This is a genomic window from Pseudomonas sp. NFX5 (assembly GCF_049132125.1).
In the GTDB taxonomy this organism is placed as follows: Bacteria; Pseudomonadota; Gammaproteobacteria; order Pseudomonadales; family Pseudomonadaceae; genus Aquipseudomonas; species Aquipseudomonas marginalis.
On record NZ_JAFMZG010000044.1, the window covers coordinates 371,509 to 394,431 of the forward strand.

Below are 22,923 nucleotides of genomic sequence, written 5' to 3' on the forward strand. Positions count from 1 at the left end.
GACCGGACAAAGGCTTCCCATGAGTGAAGATGCACAAGATGTCGTACTGATCGTCGAGGACGACGAATCCATTATGTTTGTGCTGGGTGAGTACCTGGCCGGCCTGGGGTATCGGGTGTTGAAGGCGATCAACGGGGAGCAGGCCTTTGAAATCCTCGCCACCAAGCCGCACCTGGACCTGATGGTCACCGATTACCGTTTGCCCGGTGGGATTTCCGGCGTGCAGATCGCCGAGCCGGCCATCAAGTTGCGCCCGGAATTGAAAGTGATCTTTATCAGCGGCTACCCCCAGGAAATTCTCGACTGCAACAGCCCGATCACGCGCAATGCGCCGATCCTGGCCAAGCCGTTTGACCTGGATACCTTGCAGGAGCATATACAGCGTTTGTTGGCCTAAAGGGCCAGGTGGTGAATCAGGCTCTTCCTGAGCCTGAATGACACTGCTTGGCTAATGGCCATTTACGCCCGAATCATCTCCCGCACCTTCGCCGTCAACAAATCAAAGGTAAATGGCTTGGTGATCAACTGCATCCCCGGATCCAGGAACCCACCACGCACCGCCGCATGCTCGGCATATCCGGTAATGAACAGCACCTTCAGGTCCGGACGAACCTGCCGGCCTATCTCTGCCAGTTGGCGTCCATTCATGCCGGGCAAGCCGACGTCGCTGATCATCAGGTCAATGCGCTGGCTGGATTCGATAATCGGCAGTGCGCCATCGGCATCGCCCGCTTCGACAAAGGCGTAGCCCAGCTCACTCAATACCTGGCTGACCAGCACGCGCACCGCCGGGTCGTCCTCGACGATCAGCACGGTTTCCCCCCTGTTGGCGATCGGCAACAGGGCAGGGTCCACGGTCACATCGGGGGTGATTTCGCCGACAAAACGTGGCAGGAACAGGCTCACCGTGGTGCCTTTGCCTACCTCGCTATGAAGGGTTACATGGCCCCGCGACTGGCGCGCGAAACCGTAGATCATCGACAAGCCCAGGCCGGTGCCCTGGCCAATGGGCTTGGTGGTAAAGAAGGGGTCGAATACCCGGCCCAACAGGCTTTCCGGAATGCCGCAGCCGGTGTCGCTGACACTCAGTTCCACGTAGTCGCCGGGCTTGAGCGTGCCGTAGGCGGCGGTGAAGACGCTGTCGAGGTGACGGTTGCAGGTTTCGACAACCAGGCGGCCCCCACTCGGCATGGCATCCCGGGCGTTGAGCGCCAGGTTGAGCAAGGCACTTTCCAGTTGATTGGGGTCGGCCTCGGCCGTCCACAACTGAGTGTCCAGGCGCATGTCCAAGGCGATGCTTTCGTTGAGGCTGCGTTGCAGCAGCTCGCCCATGGAGGTCACCAGTTGGTTGATCTGTACCGGCTTGGAGTCCAGCGACTGGCGCCGCGAGAACGCCAGCAGGCGGTGGGTGAGGCCGGCGGCGCGGTTGGCGGAGGTCACGCCGAGGTCGATCAGGCTGTCCAGATCATCCAGCTTGCCGCGGGACACACGCCTTCGCAGCAGCTCCAGGCTGCCGATAATGCCGGTGAGCATATTGTTGAAGTCGTGGGCGATACCGCCGGTCAACTGGCCGACGGCTTCCATCTTCTGGGATTGGCGCAAGGCTTCTTCGTTGCTGCGCAACTGCGCCGTGCGTTCTTCGACTTGCTGTTCCAGCGTCTCAAGGGTGCGCTGCAGGCGCAGTTCGCTCTCGCTCAGGTCGATCAACCTGTCCCGTGCCTCATATTGCCGACGCCGTCCACGCAGGGCGGCGCTCACCAGGCTGATCAACGTCACGGGGTGGAAGGGGCGCTCCAGGAACGTCACGTTGCCCAGCAGGCCGCTGAGGTGGGATGAACCGTTCTGCTCGCTACCGCCGTGATGGGTCATCAGCACGATGGGCAGGTCGGACCAGGCGGGCTGCTGGTGCAGGTATTCCAGCAGGGGCTCCAGGTCCGCGCCGCGCAGGGCTTCGGCTGCGATGATCAGCATGCCGGCGCCTTGCTCCACGGCCTCGCACAATACGGGCAGGCTGCTGGCAACCATGCCGGTGTAGCCGGCTTCCTTGAGCATCATCAGCGCCAACGAACCATCACGGCCCATGGGCGCCAGGACGATTGCGCGTTCGGATACAGGTGAAATGGTGGTCACACGCCCTCATCCTTGAGCAAAGGCGAACCGGCGCCCATGTAGGTCGGGATGCCGCGCAAAACCCCTTGGAAATTGTCCAGCGGTTCCCCGACGGTCATGCCACGGCTGCTGATACGGTATTCACGGATAGTCGACTCGTGGGCGCCGGTGCGTTTCTTGATAATCGAGATGGCGCGGCGCACCTTGCCCAACGCCTCGAAATAACGCAGCAGAATCACGGTGTCGGCCAGGTAAGTGATGTCGACAGGGGCCTGCATGTCGCCGACCAGTCCATGTTGCGCAACGGTCATGAACGTCGCCGCGCCACGGCGGTTGAGGTACAGCAGCAGTTCATGCATATGCAGGATCAGCGCGTTTTCTTCCGGCATTGCCGCCTGGTAGCCATTGATACTGTCGATGACCACCGTCTTGATCCCGCGCTCGTCCACGCAACGGCGCACGCGGTGGGAAAACTCGCCGGGGGACAGTTCGGCCGCGTCCACCTGTTCGATCAGCAGGTTGCCGGTAGCCTGCAAGGCGGCGAGGTCGATGCCCATATTGTTCATGCGCTCGAACAGCAAACCCAGTTCTTCATCGAAGATAAACAGCGCGGCCTTTTCGCCACGGCCTACCGCCGCTGCGGCGAAAATCATCGAGATCAGCGACTTGCCGGTACCGGCCGGGCCGAGAATCAGGCTGCTGGAGCCGGTCTCGACGCCGCCGCCCATCAGGGCATCCAGCTCGCGAATGCCACTGCTCAAGGTCTGGCGTATGTAACCGCCACGATGCTCCGCCGCGACCAGGCGCGGAAAGACGTGGATGCCATCGTGCATGATGGTGAAGTCGTGAAACCCACCCCGATATTTCTGCCCGCGATATTTCACCACCCGCACGCGACGGCGTTCGGCGCCGTAGTTGGGGGTCAGCTCTTCCAGGCGAATCACCCCGTGGGCCACGCTGTGCACGGTTTTGTCGAGGGATTCGGTAGTCAGGTCGTCGAGCAGCAGCACGGTGGCGTCGTAGCGCACGAAGTAATGCTTGATCGCCAGGATCTGGCGGCGATAGCGCAGCGAGCTTTGCGCGAGCAGGCGGATTTCCGAGAGGCTGTCGATGACCACTCGGGTCGGCTTGACCCGTTCCACCACTTCGAAGATCTGCCGGGTTGCTTCGCCCAGCTCCAGGTCCGAAGAGTACAACAGGCTCTGCTGATGCTCGGCATCCAGCAGGCTCTCCGGCGGGGTCAGTTCGAAGATATGAATATTGTCGTCCAGGTCCCAACCGTGGGACTCGGCGCCCTGGCGCAACTCACGCTCGGTTTCGGACAGTGTGATGTAGAGCGTTCGCTCACCCGCTTTCGCCCCGGCCTGCAGGAAGTGCAGGGCGACCGTGGTTTTACCGGTGCCAGGTTCACCTTCCAGCAGGAACAGGTGGCTGCGCGATAGCCCTCCGGCAAGAATGTCGTCGAGACCTTCGATGCCGATGGCTGCTTTTTCGGTTAACAACGCTTTGGATGTAGACAAGAAGTGCCCTCAGGTCACATACGAGTAGAGGATGCGCATCCAGGTGGACGCGCCATGTTCTCTTGACCGTAGCGCTTTGTGGCGGTTCAAACTGATGCGCGATTATTGTGCCTACAGGCCTTGCTGCAGTGCCGGATCGTCAGGGTTTTGCTGTTCGAGTTGGGCGAGCAGCACCTGCACATTCTGCAATTGGCCGCTTTCTTTCCAATAGTTGACCAACAGCACCCGCGCCCTGCGATTGGCCGGGTGGCGCTGGACGATTTCCTCCAACTGGCGCTGGGCCGCTTCCAATTCCTGCTGGGCATGCAGGGTGGTAGCGAGGTCATAGCGGTAATCCTGATTGTCCGGCTCCAGCTCCACGGCCTTGGACAGGCCGAGCAACGCATAGGGGCGCTCGCCATGGTGCAGCAGCCACATACCCAGGGCATGTTGCAGGTAGGCCGACTCAGGGTGCGCCGCCAATTGCCGGGCCAGCAATTGGCGGGACTCATCGGTCTTGCCCTGTTTATCCAGCAACTCGATCTGCGCGACCACCGCTTGCAGGTTGTCCGGCTGCAAGCGCATGGCCTGTTCCAAGGCGTTTTGCGCTTCCGGCAGCAGGGCGCTGTGAATGTACAGGCGCGCCAGTTGAATCCAGCCTTCGGCCGTTTCCGGTTGGGCCTTGAGCTTTTTCACGAACTCGTCCAATACCTGCTGCAATGGCCCGAAGTACAGGCCCAAGGTGTCGGGCGACAGGCCGAGCAGGGCATTGGCGGCGGCAAAGCGTACGCTTTGTTCGGGATCATCGAGCACCGGGCCGAGCAGCAGGGTGCGCTGGCCGCTGGGCACCAGGCCGACAATGCTGTGGATGGCCGCTTCGCGCACCAACGCTGAGTCGCTGGTGAGGTCTTTGTCGGCGAGCTTCAAGGCCTGGGGGCTGGGGTAGTTGGGCAATTCGGCATGCAGCGCGGCGCGGCGTTCGGGTGACAGGTCCGGCCGGCCCAGTTGCTGATACAGCACGCGCGCGGCGCCCGGCTCGCCGTTATGCGCCTGTTTCAAGGCTTTTGAGTAACCGTGGGCAATGGCAGGAGGCACGGCCACCTGGGCGGTGCGGGAGAAATACCAGGTGATCAGCACAATCAACAACAGGGCGCACAGGCCGATGATGGAGTAACGGCGTGACTTTGACATGCAGGCGTCCGAAAAGCTGAAGAAGCAAAGCCGCAAGCTTCGGCCAGACCACGGCAGGTGTCAAACCCGCATCAGGTCAGCACGTATTCCACCGGTTCCAGGGCCGGCGGCAGGTCGGTTTCGCCGAGGGCGGCCAGCAGCTCACGCTCCAGGGTGCGCAGGATCGCATTGCAGGGCAGGTCGTTTTCGTCAAAGCCGAAAGGGTCTTCCAGGTCGTCGCCGATCTCATCGAGGCCGAAGAAGGTGTAGCTGACAATGGCGGTAAACACCGGCGTCAGCCAGCCGAGGGGTTCGGCCATGGCGAACGGCAAGAGGATGCAGAACAGGTAAATGGTGCGGTGCAGCAGCAAGGTGTAGGGGAAGGGCAGCGGCGTGCTTTTGATGCGCTCGCACGCGGCCTGTACCTGGCTGAGGCTGACCAGGCGGGTTTCCAACTGGGTGTAACGCCATTCGCTGAGGGCGCCTTGCTCGGCCAGGGCGGAAAATCCCGCGCCAATCTGTTGCAGCACCCGGTCAGGCAGGTTGGGATGACTCGCTTCCACACTGGCCCAGGGCTGGATCGCCCGGGCTTCGTCTTCGTGGCGCAAGCGCGCGACCAGCCCGTGGGCGAAGCCGCCCAGGCCCCGTAGCAGGCGCCCACGCTCCGTCGGGTCAGTGAGCACCTGGGTCTCGCGAATCAGCGAGCGCACCTCAATGATCATCTGCCCCAGTTGCTTGCGGCCTTCCCACCAGCGGTCATAGCAGGCGTTATTGCGAAAACTCATGAAGATCGACAGCGACAGCCCGAGCAACGTAAAGGGCGTGGCGTTGACCTTGGAGAAATAGGCCGGGTGCAAGGTTTCCACCAGCACGATCACCGACGCCAGCAGCGTGACCAGCAGGCTGCGCAGGGCGATGCGCTTGGCAATCGAGCCCTTGAGGGAAAACAGGATGCCCAGCAGGTTCGGTTTGGGACGTACGATCATCGCGGGCAGGACTTCTTCGGTGGCGCAGGCCCTCAGGTTAGGAGCTTGCACTGCGCACGTCCAATCGCTTGGGCTGACCGGACGATCAGCGCGGTCGATGATTGGCCAAACCAGTCAGCCATGTTGAAGGCTTTGACCATTGCTGCCGTGGCGTTGCAGAGCGACTATTTCGACGATCTCGACCGTTCAAGGAAACAATAATGCAGATTGAGAACAAGGTTTTTCTGGTCAGCGGCGGCGCTTCCGGCCTCGGTGCGGCCACCGCAGATATGCTGGTCGCGGCCGGCGCCAAGGTCATGCTGGTGGATTTGAATGCCGACGCCGTGGCGGCCAAGGCCAGGCAGCTCGGCGACAACGCCCGCAGTGCAGTGGCGGATATCAGCCAGGAGGCCGCAGCCGAAGCCGCCGTGCAGGCAACCGTCGCGGCGTTTGGCGGTTTGCACGGCTTGGTCAACTGCGCGGGGGTGGTGCGCGGTGAAAAGATCCTCGGCAAGACTGGCCCCCACGGGCTGGCCAGCTTTGCCCAGGTGATCAACGTCAACCTGATCGGCAGCTTTAACCTGCTGCGCCTGGCGGCGGCGGCCATCGCCGAAACGGAAGCGAACGCCGACGGCGAGCGCGGGGTGATCATCAACACCGCTTCGGTGGCCGCGTTCGACGGGCAGATCGGGCAGGCCGCTTATGCGGCGTCCAAAGGCGCGATAGCCAGCCTGACCCTGCCCGCCGCACGGGAGCTGGCGCGCTTCGGCATTCGCGTGATGACCATCGCCCCGGGCATTTTCGAAACCCCGATGATGGCCGGCATGACCCCGGAAGTACGCGACTCCCTGGCCGCCGGCGTGCCGTTCCCGCCACGCCTGGGCAAGCCTGCCGAATACGCCGCGCTGGTGCGGCACATCATTGAAAACAGCATGCTCAACGGCGAGGTGATCCGTCTCGACGGCGCCTTGCGCATGGCGGCCAAGTAAGGAGGATGAGCCATGAATGATCCCATCGTGATTGTCAGCGCCGTGCGCACGCCCATGGGCGGGTTCCAGGGCGACCTCAAGGGCCTCACCGCACCGCAACTGGGCTCTGCCGCCATCCGAGCGGCGGTCGAGCGTGCCGGCATCGCCGCCGATGCCGTGGATGAAGTGTTGTTTGGGTGCGTGCTGCCGGCCGGCCTGGGCCAGGCGCCTGCGCGTCAAGCCGCCTTGGGCGCCGGGTTGGATAAGTCCACGCGTTGCACCACCCTCAACAAGATGTGCGGCTCGGGCATGGAAGCGGCGATCCTCGCCCATGATTCCCTGCTGGCCGGCAGCGTCGACGTGGTGATCGCCGGCGGCATGGAAAGCATGTCCAACGCGCCCTACCTGCTGGACCGCGCACGCAGCGGCTATCGCATGGGCCATGGCCGCGTCATCGATCACATGTTCCTTGACGGCCTGGAAGATGCGTATGAAAAGGGCCGCCTGATGGGCACCTTTGCCGAGGAGTGCGCGCAGCTCAACGGCTTCAGCCGTGAGGCGCAGGATGCGTTTGCCATCGCGTCGCTGACCCGTGCGCAGGAGGCAATCACCCATGGCAGCTTCGCCGCCGAAATTGTCCCGGTACAGGTCACCGTCGGCAAAGAGCAGAAAACCATCCTGCATGACGAACAACCGCCCAAGGCCAGGCCGGAAAAAATCCCCGGCCTCAAACCGGCGTTCCGCGAAGGCGGCACCGTGACGGCGGCCAATTCCAGCTCGATTTCCGACGGCGCGGCAGCGTTGCTGCTGATGCGTGAGTCCGAGGCGCAAAAGCGTGGGCTCAAGCCGCTGGCGGTGATCCACGGGCATGCGGCGTTTGCCGATGAACCGGGGCTGTTTCCGGTGGCGCCGGTGGGCGCGATTCGCAAGCTGATGAGCAAGACCGGCTGGAGCCTCGACAACGTCGATCTGTTCGAAATCAACGAAGCCTTTGCCGTGGTCAGCCTGGTGACCATGAGCAAGCTGGAAATCCCCCACGCCAAGGTCAATGTCCACGGCGGTGCCTGCGCCCTGGGCCACCCGATTGGCGCGTCCGGCGCGCGGATCCTGGTCACTCTGCTCTCGGCCCTGCGCCAGAAAGGCCTCAAGCGGGGCGTCGCCGCCATTTGTATCGGCGGCGGTGAAGCCACGGCCATGGCCGTCGAATGCCTGTATTAAGGACTGAGCCCAATGCTGCCCAATGACGAACAACTGCAAATCAGCGACGCCGCCCGGCAATTTGCCCAGGAGCGGCTCAAACCGTTTGCCGCCGAGTGGGACCGTGAGCACCGCTTTCCCAAGGAAGCCATCGGCGAGATGGCCGAACTGGGCTTTTTCGGCATGCTGGTACCCGAACAGTGGGGCGGGTGCGCCACCGGTTACCTGGCCTACGCCATGGCCCTGGAGGAAATCGCCGCCGGTGACGGCGCCTGCTCCACCATCATGAGCGTGCACAACTCGGTGGGCTGCGTGCCGATCCTGAGCTTCGGCAACGATCAGCAGAAAGAACAATTCCTCAAGCCCCTGGCCAGCGGCGCCATGCTCGGTGCTTTCGCCCTGACTGAGCCGCAAGCCGGTTCGGATGCCAGTGGCCTGAAAACCCGTGCACGCCGTGAAGGCGATCATTACGTGCTCAATGGCTGCAAACAGTTCATCACCTCCGGCCAGAATGCCGGGGTGGTGATTGTGTTCGCGGTGACTGACCCCGCAGCGGGTAAGCGTGGGATCAGCGCGTTTATCTTGCCCACCGATTCGCCGGGCTACAGCGTGGCGCGGGTCGAGGACAAGCTCGGCCAGCATGCCTCCGATACCTGCCAGATCCTGTTCGAGGATGTAAAGGTGCCGGTGGCCAACCGCCTTGGGGAGGAGGGCGAGGGCTACAGGATCGCCCTGGCCAACCTTGAAGGCGGTCGCGTCGGCATCGCCTCGCAATCGGTAGGCATGGCCCGCGCCGCGTTTGAGGCTGCACGCGACTACGCCCGCGAGCGCGAAAGCTTCGGCAAACCGATCATTGAGCATCAGGCCGTGGCCTTTCGCCTGGCGGACATGGCCACGCAAATCGCCGTGGCGCGGCAGATGGTGCACTACGCCGCCGCCCTGCGGGACAGCGGCAAGCCGGCGTTGGTCGAAGCTTCCATGGCCAAGCTGTTCGCCTCGGAAATGGCTGAGAAAGTCTGCTCCGCCGCCTTGCAAACCCTCGGCGGTTACGGTTACCTGAGCGACTTCCCTGTGGAGCGGATCTACCGCGATGTGCGGGTCTGCCAGATTTACGAAGGCACCAGCGATATTCAACGCATGGTCATCTCACGCAATCTCTAAGGAGCCGATACATGAGTTACGAAACGATTTTGCTCGAAGTCCAGGGCCGCGTCGGGCTGATTACCCTCAACCGCCCGCAAGCCCTGAATGCCCTGAATGCGCAGTTGGTCAGTGAGTTGAACCAGGCCCTGGATGGCCTGGAAGCCAACCCGGAAATCGGCTGCATCGTCTTGACCGGCTCGAAAAAAGCCTTCGCTGCCGGTGCGGACATCAAGGAAATGGCCGAGCTGACCTACCCGCAGATCTACCTCGACGACCTGTTCAGTGACAGCGACCGCGTCGCCAACCGGCGCAAGCCGATCATCGCCGCGGTCAACGGCTTCGCCCTGGGCGGCGGCTGCGAACTGGCGCTGATGTGCGATTTTATCCTGGCCGGTGACGGCGCCAAGTTCGGCCAGCCGGAAATCAACCTCGGCGTGCTGCCGGGCATGGGCGGCACCCAGCGCCTGACCCGCGCGGTGGGCAAGGCCAAGGCCATGGAAATGTGCCTGACCGGACGGTTTATCGATGCGGTGGAAGCCGAGCGCTGCGGGATCGTTGCGCGCATCGTGCCCGCCGATGAACTGCTCGACGAAGCGCTGAAAGTCGCCACGCTGATTGCCGGCAAATCGGTGCCGATCAGCATGATGGTCAAGGAAAGCGTGAACCGTGCGTTTGAAGTGAGCCTGTCGGAAGGCGTGCGCTTTGAGCGCCGGGTGTTCCATGCCGCGTTCGCCACGCAGGACCAGAAGGAAGGCATGGCGGCGTTTGTGGCCAAGCGCGCGCCGGAGTTCAAGGATAAGTAGCCGTTGCCAGCTGTATAGCTGCAAGCTTCAAGTAATCGCCAATGCGCTTTTACTTGAAGCTTGCAGCTTAAGACTTGCAGCTCTTACAGCTGGTAGTTTTTGAGTTCCCGGGCAATCACCATCCGCTGAATCTCGCTGGTCCCTTCGTAAATCTGCGTGATCCGCGCGTCCCGGTAGTAACGCTCCACCGGGTAATCCTCCAGATATCCATAGCCGCCATGAATCTGCATCGCGCTGGAGCAGACCTGCTCGGCCATTTCCGAGGCAAACAGCTTGGCCTGGGACGCTTCCGAGAGGCAGGGCTTGCCGGCGCTGCGTAGGCGCGCCGCATGCAGGATCAGTAAACGGGCAGCGTTCAGGCGGGTTTGCATGTCCGCCAGCAGGTTGGCCACGCTTTGGTGTTCGATGATCGCCTTGTCGAATTGCACCCGGTCGCGGGCATAGGCCAGCGCCGCCTCAAAGGCCGCACGGGCGATGCCCAGGGCTTGGGCGGCAATGCCGATGCGACCGCCTTCGAGGTTGGACAGGGCGATGGCCAGGCCTTTGCCGCGCTCGCCGAGCAGGTTGGCCTCGGGCACGCTGCAGTGGTTGAGGGTGACGGCGCAGGTGTCCGAGGCGCGAATACCCATCTTGTGCTCGGTGCGGTCGACCACAAACCCCGGGGTGTCGGTGGGGACCAGGAACGCGGAAATGCCTTTCTTGCCCAGGTCCGGGTCGGTCACGGCAAATACAATCGCCAGCTTGGCGCGCTTGCCGTTGCTGACGAACTGCTTGGCGCCATTGATCACCCACTGGCCGTCGCGCAGTTCGGCGCGGGTGCGCAGGTTGTGGGCCTCGGAGCCGGCCTGGGGTTCGGTCAGGCAGAAGCAGCCAATCGCCTGGCCACTGGCGAGGTCGGCCAGCCAGGTGTGTTTCTGGGCATCGGTGCCGTAGTTGAGGATTGGCCCGCAACCGACTGAATTATGGATACTCATCAGTGCGCCGGTGGCGCCATCGCCAGCCGAGATCTCTTCCACGGCCAGGGCATACGCCACGTAGTCGACATAGGTACCGCCCCATTCTTCCGGCACTACCATGCCCAACAGGCCCAGTTCGCCCATCTTCGCCACCAGGGCGTCGTCGATCCAGCCGGCTTTTTCCCAGGCTTGGGCATGGGGGGCGATTTCACCACGGGCGAAGTCGCGCGCCATGTCACGGATCATTACCTGTTCTTCAGTATATTCAATGTCTTGCATGGCTTATTTCGCAACCTGCTCGAAGTGATGAAAGAAGCTGTCGACGTGGCTTTTGTCCAGTCCATGGAGCGTCGGCGGGTTCCAGCGAGGGTTCTTGTCCTTGTCGATGATCAGCGCGCGGACCCCTTCGATCAGGTCGCCGCGTTCGAACCATTGGCGGTCAAGGTGCAGCTCCAGGGCAAAGCACTGTTCCAACGGCAGGCGCCGGCCGCGTCGCAGCATTTCCAGGGTCACGGCCATGGCCAGGGGCGAGCGGGTCTGCATCAGGTGGACGGTGTTCAGTGCCCACTCATGACTGTCGGCGACAGTGACTTCCTGAAGTTGCTCGACGATGCTCGGAATGTCCGGCAGGCCAAAGAAGTGGTCGATAGCCGGACGCAACGCGGCCAACGGCGGGTCGGGCAGGCGCTGCACCGCCAGTTTGGCCAGCACGCCTTGCAGGTCTTTGAGGGGCGATTCGTGCCATTGCAGGCTGTCGAGTTTCTGGTCGAGGCTGGCCAGCTTGGCGCTGTCCAGGTACCAGTTGGCCAACCCGCAATACAGGGCGTCTGCCGCGCGAACCTGCAAGCCCGTCACGCCGAGGTAAATGCCCAGCTCACCGGGAATACGCGGCAGGAAGTAGCTGCCACCGACGTCCGGGAAGTAACCGATCGCCACCTCCGGCATCGCCAGGCGGCTGCGTTCGGTGACGACGCGCAAATCCGCCCCCTGCACCAGGCCCATGCCGCCGCCCAGGACAAACCCGTCCATCAGGGCCAGTACGGGCTTGCGGTAATGGTGGATGGCCAGGTCCAGCGCGTATTCCTCGACGAAGAAGTCTTCGTGCAGGGTGTCGCCGCGTTTGAAACTGTCGTACAGGGAGCGGATATCGCCGCCGGCACAAAATGCCTTGTCGCCCGCACCGCGCAGGACTACGGCATGCACCTGCGGGTCGTCTGACCAGGCCTGCAGCTGTTGCGCGAGGCGGCGGACCATGTCCAGGGTGATGGCATTCAAGCCGGCGGGGCGATTGAGGGTGAGGTGACCGATATGGTTGCGTACTTCGGCCAGTACGTCGTCCTGACGCCTCTCGGCGCTGCTTGCTTCGCTTGAAACCTGAGCAGTCATCTGTAACTCCCTGCTTTTATTGTTCTTTATCAAGATGTTCGTGAGTAAACACTCTTGTGAGAGTATCAGTGCAAATTTGCACAGTACAACCCGGAATCATGCAGGTCGTTTTTGCATTTATGCAGGGTGGCGGGCGTGGGTTCAGGTCACGCGGGTTGCCAGTACTTCACCGATGCTGCGGCGCCGAGCGTGGGTTTCTGCAGCATGGATCAATTGCTCCAGCTCCGTCGGGGCCACGTCGTAGAATTGCTCCATGTCTGCCAGCGCCAGCTTCAAGTCGGCGGCCGTGATAGCGGGGTCTCGGGCGGCCCTGGGGTCAGGCAGGACAGTCGTCGACGTCTCGACAGCACCCTTGGGGTAGCGCGTTCGCGTCGCATTATTGTAGGCCAATGCGCAGGCCAGCAAGGCACCGGCGCCGAGTAATACGGCCCCCAATTCGTACCAGCCCAGGGCGGCGGAGGCAGGGTCGGCCAGGACCAGGCTCATGGCCAGGCCACCGGCGGGCGGGTGCAGGCACCGCAGCCAGCACATCAGCACCACGGCCATGCCGGCCGCCAGGCAGGCACCGCCTAGGGTGCGCCCAAGGACGCGGGCCACCAGCAATGCCACGACACCGGCGCACAGGTAGCTGCCGATGATCGACCAGGGTTGTGCCAGCGCACCCGACGAGACCGCAAACAACAACACCGCCGATGCCCCCAGTGGGCCGAGCAGGTGCAGGGCCACCTCCATGCCAAAAACCTGGGCACAGAGCCACACACTGAAGAATGTACCCAAGGCCATGCCAATCGCGGCACGGCTCCATTCGGTGGGGCGGGTGTTGATAGCAGCGGGAAACCAGCGAGAGCGCATTGAAAGGAAATCCATAAACGGCGGGCAAAAAAAAGGCTTGTCTGGTTGCCCGGAAAAGCCCTTTGAAAGTTCCTGCATTTGGGGGAGGAACCCGCGCAGTGTGCCGCGCCCGGCAGGGCAGCGCCAATGCATATTAATGAGGGTTAAATACAAAAATAATGAGGTTATCAAGGCGTGGCGGAGCGGTAGATAGCTACCGCATGTGGCCATCGAGTTTACAGTTGGGGTTCAGACGCAACTCAAGGTTGGGCAGGTTTAGCCAGGTGCAGCAGCACATAGGGGTTTCGGTCGAACTCACCGCTCAACGTAGGCGTGATAGAGGCAAAGCGCGGGTCTTCGAGCCCTTCGAAATCCGCCTGGCTCATCACCAGCCACGCCGGCCCTTGCAGCGGTGCCAGGTCAGAGGCTTGTTGGGTAAACAACGGCACCTGGTCGCAGTCGAGGTTGACCATGTATTTGATCGCCTTGGCGTCTTTGCCCAGGCCGTGCAATACCACGGGGGCGCGCTGTTGCTTGACCTGCTCATGCACTTGCAGGGTAAAGGTGCGGGTGTCGTAGACGCTGCGTTCGAGCGGTTCGACCACGGCAATATAGGTTGCCCACACTGCAAGCACGGCGGCAAGCGCAGGACCCAGCGGCCGCAGGCGGGCCCTGAACAATGCCAGCAATGCCAAGGCTTGCAACACGCCGAGAACGGCGAACACCGGCCCCAGCTCGCTCAACTGCTGCGGATAGCGTGGCCGCGCGAATACCAGCCCGACGATCAGCAGGCCTGGCAGCAGCGTCCATAGACCCAGCATCAGCCCGCGTAGCCCTGCAAACAGCCGCCCCTCAGCGACCTGGAACGGGTACGCCGCAATGATCGCCGCCATGGGCAACATCGACAGCACATAGCGGGCCTTCTTTGCCTGGGGAATCGACAGGCCCAGCATCACCAGCAAGCCTGCGGCGGCGCAGTACAGCACCAGTTGCAACGCCGGTGTCGGCACGCGGCGCCCACCGACCGCAACCGCCAGCAGCACCAGCAGCGCCACGGGATAGGCGAGGGCGTAGTTGCCCAGCGAGCTGGTGAAGTAATACAACGCGCCGCTGGAGCCTTCACTGCCGTCCATTCGCCCCAGGAACTGCATGCGGATCACATCCTGCATGAAGCTTTCGCCGCCACTGAGCTTGGCCATCAGCAACAGCAGGCCGACACAGGCCGCCAGCAGCGCCAGGGCCAGCAGGCCAAAGCTGAACAGTTGGCGCCATTGCCGGTTGATCAGGTAGTAGCTGCACAGCACGCCCGTGGGAATGACCAGCCCGATCGGCCCGCGAATCGCAAAACCGAGGATCAGCAGCAGGTACAGCCAGTACAGGCGTCTGCCCGCACCGAAATGGTCATGGGCATAACCGAGGTAGAACACCGCCAGGGCGATGGCGGCGAGCATCTGGTCAAGGGACACCGCACGGGTTTCACTGATGAAGGTACTGCTCAGCAACAACAGCGCGATGCTCAGCAGCCCCCAACGCTGGGAGTAGGGCGCCGTCAGGCGATACACCAGGATGACGATCACTGCCGAGGCAATCGACGTGGGCAGCCAGGCCGTGAGGCTGGTGACCTCGCCCAGGGGCAGGGACAACAGCCAGGTCATCAGCGTCGAGGTGGCCAGGTAATCGGCATACGGCTGCCCGTAGGTGGTGGGGAAAAAGCCCGGCCCATGGCGCAGCATCTCCTGGGCAAACACCACGAAGCGTGAGTCGAAACCGATAATCGCCTGGTGCCAGCTGCCGGCGATGAACAACAGCAGCGCCAGCAATCCCAAGACGAGGGATTGGCGGCGGATCGTCGGGCTGAGCAGGGGCGGTTGAGCTTTGTTCACGAATCAGGCTTCCACGACCTGCGGCACCCACTGTTGCTGGGGGATCGGCAACTGGCAGGAATCGCCACGACCGATCGGGTAATACTGGAAGCCCTTGCGCGCCAGGCGCTCACCGTCATACAGGTTGCGGCCGTCGAAGATCACCGGGGTTTTCAGGCGCTGGTGGATCAGCTCGAAGTCGGGCGCCTTGAACTGCTGCCATTCGGTGCAGACGATCAGCGCATCGGCGCCGAGCAAGGTGGATTCCGGCGTGCCCATCAGCATCAGTCGCTCCTCGTCAGCGTAGATACGCTGGGTTTCCTGCATGGCTTCCGGGTCGAACGCCCGTACATTGGCGCCGGCGGCCCACAACGCTTCCATCAGCACGCGGCTGGGTGCATCGCGCATGTCGTCGGTGTTGGGCTTGAACGCCAGGCCCCACAGGGCAAAGGTCTTGCCGCGCAGGTTGCCCTGGAAGAACGCATTGATACGCTCGAACAGCTTGCTCTTCTGGCGCTGATTGATGGCTTCCACGGCTTCCAGCAGGTCGCTGGAGCAGTTGGCCTGCTTGGCGCTGTGGATCAAGGCACGCATGTCCTTGGGGAAGCACGAGCCGCCGTAGCCGCAGCCGGGGTAGATAAAGTGGTAGCCGATGCGCGAGTCGGCGCCGATGCCCAGGCGCACGGCTTCGATGTCGGCACCCAGGTGTTCGGCCAGCTCGGCGATCTGGTTGATAAAGCTGATCTTGGTCGCCAGCATGCAGTTGGCGGCGTATTTGGTCAGTTCGGCGCTGCGCAGGTCCATGAAGATGATGCGGTCGTGGTTGCGGTTGAACGGCGCGTACAGGTCGCGCATCACGTCGCGCACTTCTTCGCGCTCGCAGCCGATGATGATGCGGTCCGGGCGGCGGCAGTCGGAAACGGCCGAGCCCTCCTTGAGGAATTCCGGGTTGGAGACGATATCGAACTCCAGGTGCCGGCCGGCCAGGTGCAGGGCTTTTTCGATATGGGCGCGCAGGGTGTCGCCGGTGCCAACCGGGACGGTGGATTTCTCCACCAGGATCACCGGTTCGATACGGTGGCGGGCTACTGCGTCACCCACCGACAGCACGTACTTGAGGTCGGCCGAGCCGTCTTCATCCGACGGCGTACCCACCGCGATAAACAGCACTTCGCCGTGTTCGACGGCAAGCTTTTCGTCAAAGGTGAAGTGCAGTCGCCCGCTCTCCAGGTTTTCCTTGACCATGGCCGCCAGCCCCGGCTCGAAGATGCTCACATGGCCTTGCTGCAGGAGCTTGACCTTGTTCTGATCGACGTCCATGCAGATGACATCGTGACCGACTTCGGCTAATACGGTGGCCTGTACCAGACCGACGTAACCACTACCAAATACACTGATTTTCATGGGGCATTCCTGGCGCTTGCAGCGCTAGCACGGCGAGAGTTAATAACCAGCACACCAAGGATGACAAGCGCCACCCCCAGGGTTTTCGAGAGGGAAAAATGTTCGTTGAACACCGGCAGGCTGGCGGCCAGCAGGTACACCAGCGCATAGCTGATGCTCAGCAGCGAATAGGCGCGGCCCAGGGGCAGGTGTTTGAGGGCGCCGAGCCAGCAGAGCATCGACAGCGCGTAGGCCAGGATCGCCAGGCTCACCACGCCGAGCGCCGCGAAGTCGATGGCATTGCTGTGGAACGCCGTCAGCCATTCGGTGGGCAAGGGCAGGCGCGTCATGCTCCAGCGCATGCCCAACTGGGCGGCGCTGACCAGGCCAACGCTGCCCAGGGCCAGGGCAAACCCACGCACGCGGCTCATACCTGGCGCCCCAGCAGCACCACACCGGCAATCACCAGCACCACGCCCAGCCAATGCCGTGTGTCGATGGGTTCCTTGAACACTCCGCGCGCCACCAGGGTGACCAGGACAAAATTGAGGCTGAGCATCGGGTAGGCGATGCCGACTTCCAGGCGCTGCAACACCAGCAACCACACCAGCAAACCAAAACCCAGGCACAGCAGGGCCGACCACAACCATGGCGAGCGCAGTTTCAGCGCCCAACCGTCGGGCTGGTCGCGCCAGCCTTCCACGGCGAATTTCTGCGAGACCTGGCCCATGCATGTGAGCAGGCAGGCCGCCAATAACAGGAGCAGTGTGATCATGGCGCAACCTGCGGGAACACCAGGATCACGATATTGCCTTGCTCGTAGCGCTTGCCGTCCTTGGGCAGCAAGTCCACTTCGGCGAGTTCGTCGTCGCCCTTGACGCGCATGACCACACCGACCGCGCCGTGTTTGCGCGCGTCGCTCATCCATTGCTGGACCTGCGTGGTGTCGACCTTGTGATGGGCCGCATCGTCGAAGGCCAAGCCATATTTCACTTCGCCGACGGTGTTATAGAGGGTCACGTCCGGGCGCTTGACGCGCCACGCCAGGGCGGAGGCCGCGCCGAGGTCGTTGCTCAGCAACGCGCTGGTCTGGCTCAACTCCTGGAGGTGATCGATGATGAACTGGTCCGGGGTCTTGTTATAAACCACCGAATGGGGCAATGCGGCCGGGACCAGCGCCACCAGCAACCAGCTGCCGACCACCGGCGCTGCCCACAAGCGCAGCGGGCGCGAGGCCTGCAACAGGTTGGCAACGATCCAGCCGAACAGGAAGACAAACACCAGCACCAGGCTGAGGGTTTCACTGCCGTGCTCGTACACCGGTTTTTTCAGTTGGAACCAGGTCAGGGCCAGTAACGCCACAACGCCAATCACCAGGTTCAGCCAGCCGTTGATGCGCAACACGCGCCCACGGGCCTGGGCCAGTTTGTCGGCCAGGGTGTGGCCCATCAGCAACGCCAGCGGCAGCAGGCACGGCATGATGTAGGAGGGCAACTTGCCCTTGGCCAGGCTGAAAAACGCCAGGGGCATCAGCAGCCACAACAACAGGAAGGCGGTTTTCGCCGCGCGTTTTTCCTGCCACGCCTGTTTCAGGGTGGACGGCAACAGCGCCACCCACGGCAGGCAGAAGGCAATCAGCAGCGGCAGGTAATACCAGAACGGTTCGGCATGCTGGGCATCGTCGCCGGCAAAGCGCTGGATGTGCTCGTGCCAAAAGAAGAAGTTCCAGTAGTCCGGCTCCTGCAGGTGCACGGCCAGGGCCCACGGCAGGCTCACCGCAATGGCCACGACCACGGCGACCAGGCCGTAGCCGAGCAATTCGCGAAAGCGTTTCTGCCAGATCGCGTAGGGCAGGGCGATCAACACCGGCAACAGCCACGCGAGGAAGCCCTTGGTCATAAAGCCCATGCCACAGGCAAAACCGAGCAGCGCCCAGGCCCCCAGGCGGCCGTTGCGGGTGGTGCTGTCGAAGCAGAACCACAGGGCGACGCCGGTCAGGTTGACCCAGAACGTGAACTGCGGATCGAGGTTGGCATAGCCGCCCAGTGCCGCCACGCTGACAAAACTCATGTACAGCACACTGCTGACCAGGCTTTTTTGCGGGTCATTCCACAAGCGGCGCGACACCAGGTACACCAGCAGGATGCTCAAGCCGGTGCTCAGCGCCGAGGCGAAGCGCACGCCAAACAGGTTCTGCCCGAAGATCGCCTGGCCCAGCGCGATCATCCAGTAACCGGCAGCCGGTTTTTCGAAGTAGCGGATCCCCATGAAGTGCGGCGAGGCCCACTTGCCGGTCAGCAGCATTTCCTGGCTGATCTGTGCATAGCGGGTTTCATCCGGAATCCACAGGCCGTGGGTGGCCAGCGGCAACAGGTAAAACACACCGAACGCCAACAGGAGCAGGGGCAAGGCCCAACGCCGGATCATGCCTGCTGCACTCCGAGCCACCCCTCACGGCCGCTCAAGGCGCCGCGCACCAGGTGTTGCCGGGGCAGGGTGGTCAGGTCCGCAGGCAGCAAGTCGCCCAGGGGTTTGAAGTCGATGCCGCGCTGCCCTGCCTGGGCGAGCAACTGGCGAAAATCATTGGCCATCAGAATCCCTTCTACTTCTGCGTGGATCGTGTAGACGTTGAGCTTCGACTCGGCAAACCGGTCAAGAATGAAGCCGTTGAAGTCTTTGACGGCCACCACCGGCCCGACGACTTCGTCGAAGGTCGGCAGGTCCACCGGAATTTGTGGCGTACCCGCGTTGCCATCGGCCAATGTCGGCCGAAACAGGCTGGTACCCCGGCAATCGCTGTTGTAGCGGAAGTTGAAACCTTGCTTGGCCTGCACCACCCGCTCATCGGCACGCCAACCAGCAGCCGCCGAACAGTCGATGCGCTCGCCGAGGATGTCGCTCAAGGTCTCCACGCCGCGTCGAATCTGCTCCACCAGCTGTGCATCGCTCCAACGCCCGGTGTTGGCCTGCCAGCCGTGGTGATCCCAGGCGTGCAGGCCGACTTCATGCCCCGCCGCCTTGGCCTGGCGCATCAAGTGCCCCAGGTCACGGCCGATCGGCTTGCCTGGCCAGGCGGTGCCGGCCAGCAGGATGTCCCAGCCGTACAGGCCGGCCGCGTTGGAACGCAGCATCTTCCACAGGAACTGCGGGCGGATCAGGCGCCACAAGTGGCGCCCCATGTTGTCCGGCCCGACACTGAAGAAGAACGTCGCCTTGACCCCGGCCTCATCCAGGGATTCGAGCAACCGTGGCACGCCTTCACGGGTGCCGCGGTAGGTATCGACGTCGATGCGCAAGCCTGCCTTCATTACTTTTTGTCCGCGATTTCGAGCATGGCTTCACGCAGGAAGAAGTCCAGCGTATTGCCGATGGTTTCGCTCATCTCCACGGTCGGCTCCCAGTTCAGCAGGCGCTTGGCGTTTTCGATGCTTGGCTTGCGGTGCGCCACGTCCTGGTAACCGGTGCCGTAGAACGCCTTGCTCTCGACGTCGCGGAAACCGGCGAACGGTGGGAAGTTGCCGCGCAGCGGGTGCGCCTCGAACTGACGCAGCAGCTCTTCGCCCAACTGGCGGATGCTGGCTTCGTTTTCCGGGTTGCCGATGTTGATGATCTGGCCGTTGCAGGCATCGTTGTCGTTATCGATGATGCGCGCCAGGGCTTCGATACCGTCGGCGATGTCAGTGAAGCAACGCTTCTGCTCGCCACCGTCGAACAGGCGGATCGGCGTACCTTCCACCAGGTTCAGGATCAGCTGGGTGATCGCCCGGGAGCTGCCGATACGCGCCGAATCCAGGCGGTCCAGGCGCGGGCCCATCCAGTTGAACGGACGGAACAGGGTGAAGTTCAGGCCCTTGGCGCCGTAGGCCCAGATCACGCGGTCCAGCAGTTGCTTGGAGACCGAGTAGATCCAGCGTTGTTTGTTGACCGGGCCGACCACCAGGTTGGAGGTGTCTTCGTCGAAGTACTGGTCCTGGCACATGCCATAGACTTCGGAGGTCGACGGGAAGATCACGCGCTTGTTGTACTTGACGCAGTAGCGCACCAGCTTGAGGTTTTCTTCGAAGTCCAGTTCGAACACGCGCAGCGGGTTGCGGGTGTATTCGATCGGTGTGGCGATGGCCACCAGTGGCAGGACCACGTCGCACTTCTTGATGTGGTACTCGATCCACTCGGTGTGGATGCTGATGTCGCCTTCGACGTAATGGAAGTTCGGGTGGCTGCGCAGGCGCTCGATGGCGTCGGAGCCGATGTCCAGGCCGTAGACTTCATAACGGTCGTCACGCAGCAGGCGCTCGGACAGGTGGTTGCCGATAAAGCCGTTCACACCGAGGATCAGCACGCGGGTCCGGCGCGGCTTGCGGCCGGACTCGGCACCGCGCAGCACGGAGCCGTCGACCAGGCCCAGTTCATTGGCCAGTGACGGGCCGGCCAGGTACAGGCCGTTGTCGTTGCGCTGGCCGAACTTGACCACCAGGGAGTCTTCGCCGCAGGCGATGCGCAGCGGGTTGACGCTGATCACACGGCCCGGCGCCAGGCCTTCATTGCCCTTGACCACTTCGGCTTGCCAGACGATGAGCTTGTGCTCGCCGACGGCGCAGAACGCGCCTGGGTACGGTTGAGTCACCGCGCGCACCAGGTTGAACAGTTCTTCAGCGGGTTTTTTCCACTCCAGCTTGCCGTCGGCAGCCGTACGGCGACCAAAGTAGGTGGCCTGGCTTTCGTCCTGGGCCGTCTCGCTCAGCTTGCCCGCAGCCAGTTGCGGCAGGGCGTCGCGCAGCAGGCTGGTGGCCGCATCACGCAGCTTGGCGTGCAGGGTCAGGCCGGTGTCGGTGCGCTCGATCCCGACTTTTTGCTGGGCCAGGATCGCGCCGGCATCGGCGCGCTTGACCATGCGGTGCAGGGTCACGCCGGTTTCGGTTTCGCCGTTGACCAGCACCCAGTTGGCCGGTGCGCGGCCACGGTATTTAGGCAGCAGCGAGCCGTGCAGGTTGAACGCACCTTTGCTGGCGGTGGCCAGCAGCGGCTCGCTCAGCAGGTTGCGGTAGTAAAAGGAGAAGATGTATTCCGGGTTCAGCTTGGCAATACGCTCGATCCACAGCGGGTGGTTGGCGTCTTCCGGCGCATGTACCGGGATGCCGTTGCGCGCGCAGAGTTGGGCGACAGAGCCGTAGAAATTGTTTTCCTTGGGGTCGTCGGCATGGGTAAACACGGCGGCAATGTCGTAGCCGGCAGTCAGCAGGGCTTCAATGCCCGCACAGCCAATATCGTGGTAAGCGAAGACAACGGCTTTTGAATTCATGACGAAACCTGATCGGAAGGAAAAGTAGTGGTGGAATGGGAGGACACCAGGCCGTCGACGACGACCACGGGTGCCGGTGCCGCCGGTTGGTTGCGCAGCACTTTTTCAATAAAGAAGCGGGGGCGGGCGCGCACGTCGCTGTACATGCGCCCCAGGTATTCGCCCAGCAGGCCCATGCCGATGAACTGGCCGCCGGTGAACACGAACAGCACCGCGAACAGTACGAACAGACCGTCACCGGCCCAGTCGGCGCCGAAGGCCAGGCGCATCACGATCAACGCAAAGGCGAAGAACACGCCCAGCGCCGCCAGGCTGAAGCCGACGATGGACAGCAAGCGCAGCGGCGTGGTGGTCATGCAGGTCAGCAGGTCGAACATCAGACTGATCAGGCGCATGGCGCTGTATTTGGATTCGCCGTGTTCACGCTCGGCGTGGTGCACCAGGATCTCGGTGGTGTGACGGGCAAAGCCGTTGGCCAGGATCGGGATGAAGGTGCTGCGCTCGCGGCAGGCGAGCATGGCGTCGACGATGGTGCGCCGGTAAGCGCGCAGCATGCAGCCGTAGTCGCTCATGGCCACGCCGGTGGAGCGTTGCACGGCGAGGTTGATCAGGCGCGAAGGCCAGCGGCGAAAAGCCGAGTCCTGGCGATTGTTGCGTACCGTGGCGACCACGTCGTAGCCCAGGGCGGCCTGTTCCACCAGGCGCGGGATTTCTTCGGGGGGGTTCTGCAGGTCGGCGTCGAGGGTAATCACCACGTCGCCCCGGCACTGCTCGAAACCGGCCATGATCGCCGCGTGCTGCCCGTAGTTGCGATTGAGGATCACCGCCACCACGTTGCTGCCGTCTTGCGCGGCGGCGTCTTCGAGCAATTGGGCGGAGTTGTCGCGGCTACCGTCATCCACCAGGATGATTTCGTATTCGTAGGCCAGTTGCTTGCAGGCGGCAGTGGTACGACGCAGCAGTTCAGGCAGGCTTTCTTGTTCGTTGTAGACCGGGATAACGATCGACACGCAATGAATAGGGTAGGGTTTCAAAGATTCATGACCTCGGGACTGGAGCAACTTGGCGCGTGAAAGCAGTAGTAATCATTGGACGAACACCTGGCCCGCACTTAAAAAGCGGCACTAAAGATGAAGCGTAATCAACAGCTTAGCTGGTGTTGTGGAATTCGCTCTGAAGTTTCACGTTCAAGATTAAGCGCAAAAATGTGCAACAGATATGAAAGGCAGATGAAAAACTCGTTTATTTGACAGGTAGACAGCTAGGGTTCAGCTAGGTAACTAAGGTATGGCAGGGGAAGGTCCGCAGGCTGAATAGGCGTTGTCTGCAGGTGAGGCGCTTTAATCCGCCAG

At 62.5% G+C, this 22,923-nt stretch carries 20 protein-coding genes; 5 read left to right on the forward strand and 15 right to left on the reverse strand.

What is annotated here, in order from left to right; genetic code table 11:
- The first annotated feature begins 19 nt into the window (after nt 1–19).
- Complete coding sequence (locus tag J1N02_RS29760; protein ID WP_027605876.1) at nt 20–397, forward strand: response regulator; 378 nt, start codon at nt 20–22, stop codon at nt 395–397.
- A gap of 62 nt (nt 398–459) precedes the next feature.
- Here J1N02_RS29760 and J1N02_RS29765 read toward each other — a convergent pair whose 3' ends face one another.
- The 4 genes from J1N02_RS29765 to J1N02_RS29780 all read right to left on the reverse strand — a co-directional run bounded on the left by J1N02_RS29765 (nt 460) and on the right by J1N02_RS29780 (nt 5,764).
- Nucleotides 460–2,130, reverse strand: coding sequence for an ATP-binding protein (locus tag J1N02_RS29765; RefSeq protein WP_027605875.1), 1,671 nt, complete (start codon nt 2,128–2,130; stop codon nt 460–462).
- On the reverse strand, nt 2,127–3,629 hold the full coding sequence (locus tag J1N02_RS29770) for an ATPase domain-containing protein (RefSeq protein WP_027605874.1): 1,503 nt from the start codon (nt 3,627–3,629) through the stop codon (nt 2,127–2,129). The genes J1N02_RS29765 and J1N02_RS29770 overlap by 4 nt, the downstream gene beginning before the upstream one ends.
- 111 nt (nt 3,630–3,740) lie before the next feature.
- The gene (locus tag J1N02_RS29775) at nt 3,741–4,799 is read right to left on the reverse strand and encodes a tetratricopeptide repeat protein (RefSeq protein ID WP_027605873.1); all 1,059 of its coding nucleotides are present in this window, start codon (nt 4,797–4,799) and stop codon (nt 3,741–3,743) included.
- A 71-nt stretch (nt 4,800–4,870) separates the two neighbouring features.
- Nucleotides 4,871–5,764: a bestrophin family protein gene (locus tag J1N02_RS29780; protein ID WP_027605872.1), complete on the reverse strand. Its 894-nt coding sequence runs from the start codon at nt 5,762–5,764 to the stop codon at nt 4,871–4,873.
- Between the two features lie 200 nt (nt 5,765–5,964).
- Between J1N02_RS29780 and J1N02_RS29785 the strand changes: the two genes are divergently transcribed.
- Genes J1N02_RS29785 through J1N02_RS29800 form a run of 4 tightly spaced genes read left to right on the forward strand, consistent with a single transcriptional unit; the run spans nt 5,965 to nt 9,854 of the window.
- The gene (locus J1N02_RS29785) at nt 5,965–6,732 is read left to right on the forward strand and encodes an SDR family NAD(P)-dependent oxidoreductase (protein WP_065946985.1); all 768 of its coding nucleotides are present in this window, start codon (nt 5,965–5,967) and stop codon (nt 6,730–6,732) included.
- Nucleotides 6,733–6,744: 12 nt separating this feature from the next.
- Nucleotides 6,745–7,929 carry an acetyl-CoA C-acyltransferase gene (locus J1N02_RS29790; RefSeq protein WP_027605870.1) on the forward strand — a complete coding sequence of 395 codons (1,185 nt, stop codon included), beginning with the start codon at nt 6,745–6,747 and terminating at the stop codon, nt 7,927–7,929.
- Between the two features lie 12 nt (nt 7,930–7,941).
- On the forward strand, nt 7,942–9,069 hold the full coding sequence (locus tag J1N02_RS29795; RefSeq protein ID WP_092358003.1) for an acyl-CoA dehydrogenase: 1,128 nt from the start codon (nt 7,942–7,944) through the stop codon (nt 9,067–9,069).
- An 11-nt stretch (nt 9,070–9,080) separates the two neighbouring features.
- Nucleotides 9,081–9,854 carry an enoyl-CoA hydratase gene (locus tag J1N02_RS29800; protein ID WP_027605868.1) on the forward strand — a complete coding sequence of 258 codons (774 nt, stop codon included), beginning with the start codon at nt 9,081–9,083 and terminating at the stop codon, nt 9,852–9,854.
- A gap of 83 nt (nt 9,855–9,937) precedes the next feature.
- Here J1N02_RS29800 and J1N02_RS29805 read toward each other — a convergent pair whose 3' ends face one another.
- The 11 genes from J1N02_RS29805 to arnC form a co-directional block, all read right to left on the reverse strand.
- Nucleotides 9,938–11,089 carry an acyl-CoA dehydrogenase family protein gene (locus J1N02_RS29805; RefSeq protein ID WP_027605867.1) on the reverse strand — a complete coding sequence of 384 codons (1,152 nt, stop codon included), beginning with the start codon at nt 11,087–11,089 and terminating at the stop codon, nt 9,938–9,940.
- Nucleotides 11,090–11,092: 3 nt separating this feature from the next.
- Nucleotides 11,093–12,196, reverse strand: a complete 1,104-nt coding sequence (locus J1N02_RS29810; protein ID WP_421148174.1) for an enoyl-CoA hydratase/isomerase family protein — start codon at nt 12,194–12,196, stop codon at nt 11,093–11,095.
- Between the two features lie 141 nt (nt 12,197–12,337).
- Nucleotides 12,338–13,048 carry an HPP family protein gene (locus tag J1N02_RS29815; protein WP_421148175.1) on the reverse strand — a complete coding sequence of 237 codons (711 nt, stop codon included), beginning with the start codon at nt 13,046–13,048 and terminating at the stop codon, nt 12,338–12,340.
- A gap of 239 nt (nt 13,049–13,287) precedes the next feature.
- Complete coding sequence (locus J1N02_RS29820) at nt 13,288–14,910, reverse strand: ArnT family glycosyltransferase (protein ID WP_421148176.1); 1,623 nt, start codon at nt 14,908–14,910, stop codon at nt 13,288–13,290.
- Nucleotides 14,911–14,913: 3 nt separating this feature from the next.
- On the reverse strand, nt 14,914–16,293 hold the full coding sequence (locus J1N02_RS29825) for a UDP-glucose dehydrogenase family protein (protein WP_405125841.1): 1,380 nt from the start codon (nt 16,291–16,293) through the stop codon (nt 14,914–14,916).
- Complete coding sequence (arnF, locus tag J1N02_RS29830; RefSeq protein ID WP_092358009.1) at nt 16,290–16,703, reverse strand: 4-amino-4-deoxy-L-arabinose-phosphoundecaprenol flippase subunit ArnF; 414 nt, start codon at nt 16,701–16,703, stop codon at nt 16,290–16,292. The genes J1N02_RS29825 and arnF overlap by 4 nt, the downstream gene beginning before the upstream one ends.
- Nucleotides 16,700–17,047 carry a 4-amino-4-deoxy-L-arabinose-phosphoundecaprenol flippase subunit ArnE gene (gene arnE, locus J1N02_RS29835; RefSeq protein ID WP_027605861.1) on the reverse strand — a complete coding sequence of 116 codons (348 nt, stop codon included), beginning with the start codon at nt 17,045–17,047 and terminating at the stop codon, nt 16,700–16,702. The genes arnF and arnE overlap by 4 nt, the downstream gene beginning before the upstream one ends.
- On the reverse strand, nt 17,044–18,699 hold the full coding sequence (gene arnT, locus J1N02_RS29840) for a lipid IV(A) 4-amino-4-deoxy-L-arabinosyltransferase (RefSeq protein WP_146476336.1): 1,656 nt from the start codon (nt 18,697–18,699) through the stop codon (nt 17,044–17,046). Before arnT ends, arnE begins: the two co-directional genes overlap by 4 nt.
- A complete protein-coding gene (gene arnD / locus J1N02_RS29845; protein ID WP_098479508.1) occupies nt 18,696–19,580 on the reverse strand; it encodes a 4-deoxy-4-formamido-L-arabinose-phosphoundecaprenol deformylase in 885 nt (294 codons plus the stop codon). The genes arnT and arnD overlap by 4 nt, the downstream gene beginning before the upstream one ends.
- The gene (arnA, locus tag J1N02_RS29850) at nt 19,580–21,571 is read right to left on the reverse strand and encodes a bifunctional UDP-4-amino-4-deoxy-L-arabinose formyltransferase/UDP-glucuronic acid oxidase ArnA (protein ID WP_419480450.1); all 1,992 of its coding nucleotides are present in this window, start codon (nt 21,569–21,571) and stop codon (nt 19,580–19,582) included. Before arnA ends, arnD begins: the two co-directional genes overlap by 1 nt.
- Complete coding sequence (gene arnC / locus J1N02_RS29855) at nt 21,568–22,605, reverse strand: undecaprenyl-phosphate 4-deoxy-4-formamido-L-arabinose transferase (RefSeq protein ID WP_027605857.1); 1,038 nt, start codon at nt 22,603–22,605, stop codon at nt 21,568–21,570. The genes arnA and arnC overlap by 4 nt, the downstream gene beginning before the upstream one ends.
- Nucleotides 22,606–22,923: the final 318 nt, after the last annotated feature.